Below are 13114 nucleotides of genomic sequence, written 5' to 3'. Positions count from 1 at the left end.
TTGTTTCATGATATAATAGAAGCAAAATCACAAGGAGACATTCATGACTGTATTTCAAGCTATTTTAGAAAAAATCAAAGCCTACGACACTATTATTATTCACCGCCACCAAAGACCTGACCCTGATGCCATCGGTAGTCAGGTAGGACTGAAGGAAATTTTAAAAACAAACTTTCCAGATAAAAAGGTTCTTGCGACAGGTGTCAATGAACCCACCTTATCTTGGATTGCTGAGATGGACGAGGTAGCTGATCAAGACTATGAAGGGGCACTTGTTATTGTTACCGATACTGCCAACACCCCTCGTATCGACGACGATCGTTATGATAAAGGTGACTTCATTATCAAAATTGACCATCATCCTAACGATGATGCCTACGGTGACCTTCTACTTGTTGATACGACTGCTTCAAGTGCTAGCGAAATTGTGACAGACTGGGCCCTCAGCCTTGGTCTTTCCTTGTCAGATGCTGCTGCTCGTGTTCTCTACAATGGTATTGTTGGCGATACAGGTCGCTTCCTCTTTCCATCTACTACTCCTAAAACACTTCAAATCGCGGCTAAACTTCGTGAATACGACTTTGATTTTGCAGCAATGGCTCGTCGTATGGACAGTTTTCCTTTCAAAATTGCTAAACTACAAGGTTATGTTTTCGATAATCTAGAAGTAGATGAAAATGGTGCAGCTCGAGTTGTCTTGACACGAAAGATTTTGGATGAATTCAATGTCACTGATGCTGAAAGTTCTGCCATTGTTGGAACTCCAGGCCGTATTGATTGTGTCGAATCTTGGGCTATTTTCGTAGAGCAGCCTGAAGGACATTACCGTGTCCGTCTACGTAGTAAAAGCATTGTCATCAACGAGATTGCCAAACGCCATGATGGTGGCGGCCACCCACTAGCTAGTGGGGCCAATTCCTACAGCTTAGAAGAAAACGAACAAATCTATCAAGAAATCAAGGATACAGTTGCCCATGCAACTCACTAATCGTCGTGTACGTCTCATGGGAACTGTGATTGACGTCTCTATCTATCATAAAGAACCAGAACCCCTGCTAGACCAAGTTGAAGCACTTCTACATACCTACAATAAGCGCTTCTCAGCCAATGACGACAGTTCCGAACTCATGAAAATTAACAAGGCAGCAGGCTTACATTCGGTGACGGTTCACCCAGAGCTTTTTGAACTTATTGCTCTTGGAAAATGGCATAGCTGCCAACCTGGAAGTCACCTTAACATTGCCATTGGACCTCTCATTCAGACTTGGCGCATTGGTTTTTCAGATGCCAAGTTGCCTCTGCCTGAAGAAATTCGTCCGCTCCTGCAAATTATCAATCCCAATGCCATTGTTCTATCCGAGGAAAATCAAAGCGTTTTTCTCAAAGAAAAAGGGATGAAAATTGATCTTGGTGCCCTGGCAAAGGGATATATTGCAGATCGTATTGCAGATTTTCTTAAAGCGGAAAAAGTGACCAGTGCCCTAATCAATCTTGGAGGTAATGTTCTAACCTTTGGACCAGCTCTCCATAATCCTGATAAAAAATGGCGGATTGGTATTCAAAATCCCAAGGAGACTAGAAACACAAATCTTATGGTGCTTGCTATAAGAGACCAATCTATTGTCACTTCAGGAATCTATGAACGCACTTTTGAAATAAATGGCAAAACCTATCATCATATTTTCGATAGTCAAACTGGCTACCCTGTCTCTAGTGATCTAGCTAGTCTTACCATCATTTCATCCCTCTCAGTCGATGGTGAAATTTGGACGACACGTTTATTTGGCTCAAGTCTAGAACGCATTTTCCAGGAAGTTAGTTCACAACCAAATCTTGAAGCTATCATCGTTGATAAAGATAATCGATGCTTTCAGACAAGTGGCATTTACAAAATGCGAATTTCCTAAAAAATAGTAAAAAAGACTTGTCAAGAAGACCACCTTTTGATAAACTAAAATAGTTAAAAAACTATGGTGCGGAAAGTACCATGGCAGAAAGGAAATATTTTAACATGAAAAAAGATATCCATCCAGATTACCGTCAAGTAGTATTCATGGACACAACTACTGGTTACCAATTCCTTAGCGGTTCAACTAAACACTCAAACGAAACAGTTGAATTCGAAGGTGAAACTTATCCACTTATCCGTGTAGAAATTTCATCAGATTCACACCCATTCTACACTGGCCGTCAAAAATTCACTCAAGCAGACGGACGCGTGGATCGTTTCAACAAAAAATACGGTCTCAAATAAGCAACATCTTGTTGTTAAGCCATTCCAATTGGAATGGTTTTTTTGTATTCTCTTGGCTATAATCTCTCCTACTCCCCTCCTTTAAAATAAAAAAACAGCTTCCATATGTAAACCGTTTAATCCTATTAACCTGCTTTACCAATAGCCAAAGCCCAGATAAAGAAGAGGGCAAATCCGAACAAGAAAATCAAACCTGCAATAGCAAGTCCTTTCAACCAAGTTGGAAGGTCTCTCTTTGCTTTTGTAACAAGTACATAATTCAAAAGCGCGAAGAAAGGTGTTGTAAGGAATGAACCAATCATGGCAAAACGAAGCATTATTGCTACTTGACCTTGGAAGAAGAAAATAATGATGAGACCAAGAATAGCTGTCAATGTCATCCAAACATTCAATGGTGTTTGATTTTTTTCTTTTTGGTTAAACAAAAGACGAAGAGAAATTTCGTTAACACGTGAATAACCATCGATAACAGTAATCACAGTACCAAAGATACACAAGAAAGCGATAAAAGTAATCAAATAGCGTGACCACTCACCAAGTACTGAGGCATACATACCAACAAACTGAGCAATATACTTAGCTGATGCTGCTTCTACTGGTTTACCAGTTGGATACTGGATAAGAGCACCGAGTGCTACAAAGAATACTGCAAGAATAGCTGTTCCGATGTAACCAACGTTAAAGTCAAAGAGGGCATCATCAGTGTTAAAATCAACCGTTTTCTTTTTCTCAGCTGACCAAAGTGAGTTAATGGCTGAAATTTCAATTGGAGCTGGCATCCATCCAAGAAGTGAAACGATAAATGGAAGGGCTGCTAACTGCCATGGTGTTTTTTCAACGAAGTCAGCACTGTACTCTGGGTGTTTGATTGCCGCAATAATAACTGCTGCTACTGTTGCAATAGTCAAGGCTGACATGATCCATTTAGCCATACCATCAAGAAGTTTGTAACCACCAAAAAGTAACATACCCCAAATGATTGCAACCAAAATGATTGACCATGTGGTAATACTCAAACCAAGCATTGGAAAGGCACTAGCAATGATGGCTGAACAAAGAATAGAAACACCTGCAGTATTAACCAAGGCTGAAAAGACATTCAAAATAAAGAATACCCAAAGATAGAACTTACCTTTCTCAGCATAACCTTCAACAAGGGTTTTACCCGTATCTGCGGTATACTCAGCACCAAAACGGAAGAATGGGTATTTGAAGAGGTTAGCCAGAATAACCAAGCCTAACAAGGCCCATCCATAAGAACCACCCGCTTGGGTAGATGAAACGATGTGGGAACCACCTACGGCCGCCGAAGCCATTAGGATACCGGGTCCCATTGCTTTTATTTTACTACGCCAGGTAGACTGACTAGTTACACTTGTTTGTGACATAAGAGAATCTCCTAAAACAAATTTTCAGAATAATCTGAATTGATGTTTACCATTTTACACAATTGTTGGAATAATTTCAATAGCATTTCACATATTTTCTGAAAAATAGAAAAAAGCCATCCAAATGGATAGCTCTTTTACTATTTAGAAAATCCAGTAAAGAAATCTACAATAGCTTGCCAAATTTGTGCAAAAATATTTTTGCTATTCTCAAGTGTTTTGTTGGCATTGAAGTTTAAGTTAATTCCAGAGAAGGTATTACCAGCTTTCGAAACGATAGAATCCTTAAGTGAACTCAAGCTCGACTTGAAACTAGCACTATCGATGATTGAAGACTTAGACAAATTCAAAGCAAAATTCACCAGAAGATTAATTTGCGTATCTGAAAGATCCAAGTTATAGTTATTGACCGTTTGCTGAACAATCGTTTTAGCTTGATCTTCAGTCAACTTATCCCCTTTATCAGCAACAGCTGACTTAATATCAGTCATAGCTACATTAAGCTTGTCTGCGTCATAGTCAGTCTTACCTGAATTTTCCTCATTAATTTGAGAAAGGGTTTTGAGTTCCTCTTGCGCAAGCTCTTTGCTTTCATCTGAAACTTTAGCTCCATTTTGCTCAAGGGAATAGTAAATACCAGCCAAGGCACTTTCTCCAGTAACTGCGATTGGTGCTGCTACCGTAATCTTAGCATGTTCGATACCAAGTGTCGTGGCAGCATTACGGTACATATCTGGAGTGATTTTCGTGATATTTTGCGGTGTCACAATCTCTACACTCAAGGTTTCCTTAGCACCCAGCTTAGCAATCTTAACCGAAGAATATAGCTGAAGACTAGAATCGTCAGCCACATTCATGATATTAGCGTAAGCAGATGTCGTCAAGGTCTTGACATTAGTATCCTTACTACTATCATACCCTAATAAATTCAAGGTTTCATTTCGTTGCTCTTCCGACAATGAATACCCCATCACATAGTCTGGTTGAACATAAGATTCATCAATAACCTTTTGGACTTGTGATGATGTTGCTGCTTGAGCAACCGAAGTAAAGGCTGTTACTGAAGCCAATATAGCCATCCCAGTAACAAGAAGTTTTTTCAATTTCATATGTGTTTCCTTTCGAAAATAGAATAGTATTCCATAATCTCCTAAAGGACGACTGACTCTAGGCTCAGCCGTTCACCTATTATACCATGACTTAAAAAAATAAGGTCAAAAAAACTACTCGTGCAACTCCAAGGGAAGACCATCTGGATCAGCAAAGAAAGTCATCTTTTCACCGGTAAAAGTGTCCTTGCGAATAGTTTGGCAGGAGATACCCTTTTGTTCTAACTCTTTGACGACCTCTTCAATATTAGTCACTCTGAAAGCTAAATGACGTAAGCCACATGCCTCAGGATAAGACGGACGTTTTGGGGGCTCCACATAGTTCGGATCACTGATCTTATTGCCGAAGATTTCAAGTTCTATACCTCCACAGCGTAGGTCTAACTTATAATCATGGCGTTCCGGACGGTGATTTTCCCGAATAATCTCAAAACCAAGTTTATTGACATAAAAATCTCGAGACAAGTCATAATCAGAAACAATAATAGCAACATGGTGCACTGTATTTAAAAACATATTTTCCTCCATTGAAAAAGGCCCGAAGGCCCTTTCTTAACTTTGAAATTGATTGTATGACTTATTAAAGGCTTCAATAATATCTGAACTTGCCTTGTCAAAATCTACCTGTGATTTCAATTCACCTTTGACGATTGTACGCTGAGTTGCTTCGGCATCCGTACAAGTTACAAGGGTAACTTCAGACTTGCCAGGTGTATCATCAACTACTGCTACTTCAGTTGGTTGGACAACCTTCACCTCACTGATAACATAAGTATAGACTTTATTTTTATCCGTAAGATAAATCTTCATACCTTCCTTAGCCTTATCTAGCGGTGAAAATAGCATGTCAGATGCACCGGCAATACCAAAGACGTGGTGGCTAGCTAGTGAATAGTTGTTTTCACCACCCATGACTTGATCTTCTTTCATCGTTCCTGCACCGTAAGTCAACTCTGTATTGCCAAGTCCTTTGAAAATAGGGAGATTGATACCTACTTCTGGAATAGCAATACCACCAACGACAGGAAGCTCTTGAGCATCCATCTGTGCCTGCAAGACAGACTCTGTACTAATTGATTTAACGGTATCAAAGTCAAAGCTAGTCTTAGCTTCCTTGTTTTTCTCAATAGTCTTTTTAGAAACCTTGCTCACTTGATACTTATTTGTATTCCAAGCAATCACTGTGTTTCGAATAGACTTATTGAAAATCAAGGCTAGACCAACAACTAAGAGAACAACAATCAACACCCAGCGAAGAATATCAAGCCACTTACGGCGTTTTTTTGTTACGTTATTTTTCTTATCTTTGCTCATTAGTTGTCACCACTTTCTTGATCTTCGGAAGCTTGTTCAACTTCTTCTGGCTCAACTAAAGCAAAGGTTACAATACGAGCAGAGTCATCCAAACGCATGACCTTAACCCCTTGAGTGGCACGACCAGTTTGTGAAATATTAGCAACGGCAGTACGGATGATAACACCTGTATCGGTGATGACCATGATATCCTCATCACCAGACACTGTTACAATACCTGCTAGGTTACCATTCTTCTCTGTGATATTGGCAGTCTTGATACCTTTACCACCACGACCCTTCGTTGGGTATTCAGTAGCTGAGGTACGCTTACCGTAACCTTTTTCAGTGATAATCAAGACTTCTTGGTTTTCTGTAATGGCAGCTGCACCAACGACTTGGTCACCATCACGAAGAGTCACTCCTTTAACACCAGCAGCCATACGACTCATGCTTCGAATCGTATTTTCCTTGAAACGTACACTGTAACCAAATTTAGTACCAATGACAATTTCTTCATTACCAGTAGTCAAGAAGACATTGATTAGCTCGTCACCTTCTCTAAGTTTCAAGGCAATCAACCCATTTTGACGAATGTTCTTAAATTCCGCTTCTTTTGTACGTTTAACTAGACCTTGGCGAGTTACAAAGACAAGGTGATTATTTTCAGAAGCTTCATCACTCTTGGCGTTAATGACTGTTTGAATGGTCTCACCTTCGTCCAACTTCAAGAGATTGACGATAGGTAAACCTTTGGCTGTGCGACCGTATTCTGGGATTTCATACCCCTTAAGACGGTATACACGCCCCTTATTAGTCATGAAGTAAAGGTGATCATGAGTGCTTGTTGAGACAATATCACGAACAAAGTCATCATCGTTAACACCAGTACCTTGGACACCGCGACCACCACGTTTTTGTGAACGGAACTCGTCTTGGGCTAAACGTTTAATATACCCTTTATTTGAGAGAGTGATAACAACATCTTCTTCCTCGATGAGGTCCTCATCTTCAAGAGAAATAACTTCTCCGACCATAAGCTCTGTGCGTCGAGCATCTGCAAATTTACGCTTGCTTTCGTCCAATTCTTCCTTGATGATAGCAATGACACGTTCTGGTTTTGCCAAAATATCAGCTAAATCAGCAATCAGAGCCAAGAGATCATTGTACTCATTTTGAATCTTATCACGTTCCAAACCTGTCAAACGACGCAAACGCATATCAAGAATAGCTTGACTTTGACGTTCCGTGAGTTCGAAGCGAGCCATCAACTCAGTTTGAGCCTCAGCATCAGTTTGACTGTTACGGATAATCGTAATCACTTCATCCAAATGATCAAGGGCAATCAACAAACCTTCTAAAATATGGGCACGTGCCTCAGCCTTATCCTTGTCAAACTGTGTACGACGAACCACAACTTCTTGTTGGTGAGCAATATAGTCAGCCAAGATTTGACGCAAGGAAAGGATTTTAGGCACACCCTTTTCAATGGCCAACATATTGAAGCTGAAGTTAGTCTGAAGTTGCGTTAATTTGAACAAATTGTTCAAGATAACATTGGCAGATGCATCACGACGCACTTCGATGACAAAACGTACCCCCTCGCGAGAAGACTCATCACGGACTGCTGTAATCCCTTCAATACGCTTTTCTTGAGCTAAACGAACGATATGTTCATGGACCTTAGTCTTATTGACCATGTAAGGAAACTCCGTAACAACAATACGCTCACGACCTGATTTAGTTGTTTCAATTTCGGTACGTGAACGAAGAACAATAGAACCCTTACCAGTTTCATATGCACGGTGAATACCAGATTTCCCCATGACCAAGCCACCAGTTGGAAAGTCTGGACCAGGAAGAACTTCCATCAGTTCACGTGTTGTGACTTCAGGATTATCCATCATCAATTTGACAGCATCAATCGTTTCAGCCAAATTGTGTGGTGGGATGTTAGTCGCCATACCAACGGCAATCCCTGTCGCACCATTGACAAGAAGGTTTGGAATACGTGACGGAAGAACGATTGGCTCACGTTCTGAGCCATCATAGTTATCTTGAAAATCAACGGTATTCTTATTGAGATCACGAAGCATTTCCAAGGCGATTTTAGACATACGCGCCTCAGTATAACGCTGAGCGGCAGCCCCATCACCATCCATAGAACCAAAGTTCCCGTGACCGTCAACCAACATGTAACGGTAGCTCCACCATTGCGCCATACGAACCATGGCTTCATAGATAGATGAGTCTCCGTGTGGGTGATATTTACCCATGACATCCCCGGTAATACGGGCAGATTTTTTATGTGGCTTATCAGGTGTCACCCCAAGCTCATTCATTCCATATAGAATACGACGTTGTACAGGTTTTAAACCGTCACGAACATCTGGGAGAGCACGAGACACGATAACACTCATGGCATAATCGATAAAGCTCGTCTTCATCTCAGACGTCAAATTAACGTCAATTAAATTATTATCTTGCACTCAAAAATGCCTCTTTTCTTTCATTCAAATCATTCCAAACTCTAATAAAAGAGTATAGAAAATTTCTATAATATTATACCATAAAACGCTTTATTTTTCAGTTGTGTAAACGCTTTCATCTATTATTTCCTTATTATTTCGTGACATCCGTCACTTAAAGTGGTAGAATAAGCAGTGTACGGGGTAACCCAATTAAAAAATAAGGAGATGTTTAGACCCATGACTGCAACTAAACAACACAAAAAAGTCATCCTCGTTGGTGACGGTGCCGTAGGTTCATCTTACGCTTTCGCACTTGTAAACCAAGGTATCGCTCAAGAACTTGGTATCATCGAAATTCCACAATTGTTCGAAAAAGCTGTTGGTGATGCGCTTGACCTTAGCCACGCGCTTGCTTTCACTTCACCTAAAAAAATCTACGCAGCTAAATACGAAGACTGTGCGGATGCTGACCTTGTAGTTATCACTGCTGGTGCTCCACAAAAACCAGGTGAAACTCGTCTTGATCTTGTTGGTAAAAACCTTGCTATCAACAAATCTATCGTTACTCAAGTTGTTGAATCAGGCTTCAATGGAATCTTCCTTGTAGCAGCTAACCCAGTTGACGTATTGACTTACTCAACATGGAAATTCTCAGGATTCCCTAAAGAACGCGTTATCGGTTCAGGTACTTCACTTGACTCAGCTCGTTTCCGTCAAGCACTTGCTGAAAAACTTGGCGTTGATGCTCGTTCAGTTCACGCCTACATCATGGGTGAACACGGTGACTCAGAATTTGCCGTTTGGTCACACGCTAACATCGCCGGTGTAAACCTTGAAGAATTCCTTAAAGACACTCAAAACGTTCAAGAATCTGAATTGGTTGAATTGTTCGAAGGTGTTCGTGATGCCGCTTACACAATCATCAACAAAAAAGGTGCTACTTACTATGGTATCGCTGTTGCCCTTGCTCGTATCACTAAAGCTATTCTTGACGATGAAAATGCAGTACTTCCATTGTCTGTATTCCAAGAAGGTCAATATGGTGTAAGCAACGTCTTTATCGGTCAACCTGCAATCGTAGGTGCGCACGGTATCGTACGTCCAGTTAACATCCCATTGAACGATGCTGAACAACAAAAAATGAAAGCTTCTGCTGACGAATTGCAAGCTATCATTGATGAAGCATGGAAAAACCCTGAATTCCAAGAAGCTTCAAAAAACTAATCTAACATTAGTTAAATAAAAGTCTCCAGTAGGAGGCTTTTTTCGTATTAAAAAAAAACAGCTAATTCGACTGAATTAGCTGTTTAAGATTATTTAGCTGAGATAGCTGCTTTAGCAATATAGCTAAGCGGTTGGTTAAAGTGTGGTAAGAAGAACAAATCAAGCAATTGAAGACGGTCAATAGTTACACCTTCTTGGATAGCCAATGAGAACATGTGGATTCCCATAGAGATGTCCATGCGTGATACCATTTGAGCACCAAGAACTTTGCGTGTATCTTTGTCATAGACAATCTTGATTGTAACGTCTGCATTTTCATCTTCCATAAAGGCAGCTTTTTGAAGATCTGTTGAAGATACTACTGCTGGATTGAAACCAAAGCGTTTTGCTTTTTCTTCTGTCAAACCAGTTGATACCATGTTCAAACCATAGATTGAGATACCATTTGATCCTTGAACACCGTTTGATTCAACATCGCCACCACCGGCATTATGACCACCGACAATACCTGAACGAACAGCGTTCGAAGCCAAGGCAATGTAGTTCACATCATCGAGGGCATTATCATAAACGGTAGCACAGTCACCAACTGCATAAACATCTTTGATTGATGTTTCTTGTTTTTTATTAACAAGGTAAGCGCCATTACGGAATGTTTCCAACTTACCAGCACCGAGAGCTGTATTAGGACGGAAACCAACAGCAAGAACAACCATATCGACATCGTAAGCATTTTTATCTGTAACGATGCGTTCTACCTTAGTTTCACCTTCTACTGCTTTAACAGTTTCACCAAATGCCAATTTAATACCGTGGCTTTCCATATTTTTAGCCATAAGGTCAGTCAAGTCATGGTCGTAATAACCTGCCAAACATGTATCAACAACGTCGATAAGGATAACTTCTTTTCCATGACGTTGGAAAGCTTCAGCCAATTCAACACCAATGTAACCAGCACCTACAACCGCCACACGTTTGATATCTTGAGATTTGTCGTTCAATTTATCAATAACTTCTTGAGCGTTTTGGAAAAGTTTAACGAATTGAAGGTTTTCAAGCGTAGCTTCGAAAGTACGGCTACCTTCTTTAATTTCGGCACCTTCGATTGGAGGCAAGATTGGTTGAGAACCTGTAGCCAAAATCAATTTGTCATATGATTCAACATGCTCTTTACCATCTACGAGGGCTGTAACAGTTTTACCATCAAAGTCAATAGACTCAACTGGTGAGTTCATATAAACTTTAGCGCCCTTGCTTTCAAGTCCTTCTTTGTTGGCATAGAAAAGACCATCAGAACCTGAGATTTGATTACCGATCCAAAGGGCCATACCACAACCCAAGAATGAAATGTTAGAGTTTTGGTCGAAAACAACTACTTCATTTTGGTCTCCGTAATTATCGAGAATAGTATTAATACTAAAAGTACCAGCGTGGTTAGCACCAACAACTACGATTTTTGACATAAGTTTATCCAACTTTCTTTTGATAATAGTTTACTATTTTATTCTACCATAATCGGAAAACGGTTACACCTTTTATGCTCAGACTTTGTTACTTTTTGAACAAATTAAATTTGTATGCTCAAAACCCAAATAGGTCACGACAAAATCTGTAGAAAAACACTTTATGATGATGACGACCTTCCTCTACACCATCTCCGTCTTATCAAATCTTAGTAAGTCTACTCGGCTCTTTAACATAAAAAAAGAGTGAGCAAGTCTCTCTTTAGAGAATACCAACACTCTTTTATCACTATACTAACTCATTAAAATCCCAAACATCTGTCCAACCTTCATAAAATTCGGGTTCGTGACATACCATGAGGACACTACCTTTAAAGGCCTGAAGGGCACGCTTCAATTCATCCTTGGCGTCAACATCCAAGTGGTTGGTCGGTTCGTCCAGAACAAGGACATTATTTTCACGATTCATAAGGAGACAGAAACGAACCTTAGCTTGTTCTCCACCTGAAAGCACCTGAATTTGACTTTCAATATGCTTAGAGGTTAATCCGCATTTGGCTAGAGCTGCACGAACCTCAGCTTGATTTAGAGCTGGGAAAGCGTCCCAAACCGCTTCAAGAGGCGTCTGACGTGAGCCTTCTGCTTCTTGTTCAAAATAACCTAGGTCAATAAAATCACCTGTTTCAACTTCTCCTTCGAGTGGTCGAATAATACCAAGCAGGCTCTTAAGCAAAGTGGTCTTACCGATACCATTGGCACCGACAATAGCTACCTTTTGATTACGTTCGAATGTAAGATTCAATGGAGCCTTGGTCAACGGACGGTCGTAACCAATAACGAGATCTTTGGTTTGGAAAATAAAGCGTCCAGGTGTACGACTTTCCTTGAAATGGAATTCTGGTTTTGGCTTCTCTGCCTGCAACTCGATAATTTCCATCTTATCCAATTTCTTCTGACGCGACATGGCCATATTTCGAGTAGCAACACGCGCCTTGTTACGGTTAACAAAATCTTGAAGGTCTGCAATTTCCTTTTGCTGACGTTCATAGGCTGCTTCCAATTGAGCTTTCTTCATTGCATAGACAGATTGGAAATTGTCATAATCACCTGCATAGCGAACCAGATCTTGATTTTCAACATGGTAGACAATGTTAATCACATCGTTTAGGAACGGAATATCGTGCGAAATGAGGACAAAGGCATTTTCATATTCTTGAAGATAGCGTTTAAGCCAGGCAATGTGTTCAGCATCCAAATAGTTGGTTGGCTCATCAAGAAGCAAGATATCTGGTTTTTCAAGTAATAACTTAGCCAAGAGAATCTTGGTACGTTGACCACCTGAAAGGTCCGTTACATCTGTATCCATACCAAAATCCATGACACCTAGTGCACGGGCAACCTCATCAATCTTAGCATCTAGTGTATAGAAATCACGAGTTTCCAAACGATCCTGAAGCTCACCTACTTCTTCCATCAGAGCATCAACGTCGGCTCCTTCATCAGCCATAGACATGTAAATCTCGTTGATGCGTTCTTCAGTTTTAAAGAGCTCATCAAAAGCCGTACGAAGGACATCACGAACGGTCATCCCCTTTTCAAGAACAGCATGCTGATCCAAGTAACCCGCTGTAACGTACTTAGACCACTCTACCTTACCTTCATCTGGCTGCAATTTCCCAGTAACGATAGACATGAAGGTTGATTTCCCTTCACCATTAGCACCGACAAGACCGATATGCTCACCTTTGAGCAAACGGAATGAGACATTTTCAAAAATAGCACGGTCACCAAATCCGTGACTAAGATTTTTGACTTCTAAAATAGACATAGCATATCTGGGCTAAAACAGTCTTCAGCCCTTTCCTTTCTTGACATTAACTCTACTATTTTACCATTTTTTAGTGAAAATTTG

General features: G+C 40.4%; 11 protein-coding genes. 4 read left to right on the top strand and 7 right to left on the bottom strand.

The features are described 5' to 3' along the window. Window positions 1-43: 43 nt before the first annotated feature. The 3 genes from ADH51_RS06935 (at window position 44) to ADH51_RS06925 (ending at window position 2254) form a co-directional block, all read left to right on the top strand. On the top strand, window positions 44-988 hold the full coding sequence (locus ADH51_RS06935; RefSeq protein WP_048675503.1) for a DHH family phosphoesterase: 945 nt from the start codon (window positions 44-46) through the stop codon (window positions 986-988). Next, window positions 975-1907 carry an FAD:protein FMN transferase gene (locus ADH51_RS06930; protein WP_048675500.1) on the top strand — a complete coding sequence of 311 codons (933 nt, stop codon included), beginning with the start codon at window positions 975-977 and terminating at the stop codon, window positions 1905-1907. The genes ADH51_RS06935 and ADH51_RS06930 overlap by 14 nt, the downstream gene beginning before the upstream one ends. Window positions 1908-2011: 104 nt before the next feature. Then, window positions 2012-2254: a type B 50S ribosomal protein L31 gene (locus ADH51_RS06925; protein WP_003093591.1), complete on the top strand. Its 243-nt coding sequence runs from the start codon at window positions 2012-2014 to the stop codon at window positions 2252-2254. A 125-nt stretch (window positions 2255-2379) separates the two neighbouring features. Here the strand turns inward: ADH51_RS06925 and ADH51_RS06920 are convergent, their stop codons facing one another. The 5 genes from ADH51_RS06920 to gyrA form a co-directional block, all read right to left on the bottom strand. Next, window positions 2380-3642, bottom strand: coding sequence for an NRAMP family divalent metal transporter (locus ADH51_RS06920; protein ID WP_048675497.1), 1263 nt, complete (start codon window positions 3640-3642; stop codon window positions 2380-2382). A 140-nt stretch (window positions 3643-3782) separates the two neighbouring features. Beyond that, complete coding sequence (locus ADH51_RS06915) at window positions 3783-4751, bottom strand: DUF1002 domain-containing protein (protein WP_002891171.1); 969 nt, start codon at window positions 4749-4751, stop codon at window positions 3783-3785. Window positions 4752-4865: 114 nt separating this feature from the next. Further along, window positions 4866-5267, bottom strand: a complete 402-nt coding sequence (locus tag ADH51_RS06910) for a VOC family protein (RefSeq protein WP_048675493.1) — start codon at window positions 5265-5267, stop codon at window positions 4866-4868. Between the two features lie 36 nt (window positions 5268-5303). After that, window positions 5304-6065: a class A sortase gene (locus ADH51_RS06905; RefSeq protein ID WP_037600766.1), complete on the bottom strand. Its 762-nt coding sequence runs from the start codon at window positions 6063-6065 to the stop codon at window positions 5304-5306. Next, window positions 6065-8533 (bottom strand): DNA gyrase subunit A, encoded by a 2469-nt coding sequence (gene gyrA, locus ADH51_RS06900; protein ID WP_048675490.1) that lies wholly within the window; start codon window positions 8531-8533, stop codon window positions 6065-6067. Before gyrA ends, ADH51_RS06905 begins: the two co-directional genes overlap by 1 nt. A 219-nt stretch (window positions 8534-8752) precedes the next feature. On the opposite strand from gyrA, the gene ADH51_RS06895 reads away from it, so the two are divergent. Continuing rightward, the gene (locus ADH51_RS06895) at window positions 8753-9739 is read left to right on the top strand and encodes an L-lactate dehydrogenase (protein ID WP_037600761.1); all 987 of its coding nucleotides are present in this window, start codon (window positions 8753-8755) and stop codon (window positions 9737-9739) included. A gap of 89 nt (window positions 9740-9828) precedes the next feature. On the opposite strand, the gene nox is transcribed toward ADH51_RS06895, so the two are convergent. Together nox and ADH51_RS06885 are read right to left on the bottom strand one after the other, a co-directional pair. Next, window positions 9829-11202: a H2O-forming NADH oxidase gene (gene nox / locus ADH51_RS06890; RefSeq protein ID WP_048675487.1), complete on the bottom strand. Its 1374-nt coding sequence runs from the start codon at window positions 11200-11202 to the stop codon at window positions 9829-9831. Window positions 11203-11491: 289 nt separating this feature from the next. Beyond that, window positions 11492-13030 carry an ABC-F family ATP-binding cassette domain-containing protein gene (locus ADH51_RS06885; protein ID WP_048675484.1) on the bottom strand — a complete coding sequence of 513 codons (1539 nt, stop codon included), beginning with the start codon at window positions 13028-13030 and terminating at the stop codon, window positions 11492-11494. Between the last annotated feature and the right edge of the window lie 84 nt (window positions 13031-13114).

The organism is Streptococcus sp. 449_SSPC, assembly GCF_001073005.1.
Taxonomy (GTDB): domain Bacteria; phylum Bacillota; class Bacilli; order Lactobacillales; family Streptococcaceae; genus Streptococcus; species Streptococcus salivarius_F.
This window is presented reverse-complemented; position numbering and strand designations above follow the sequence as displayed.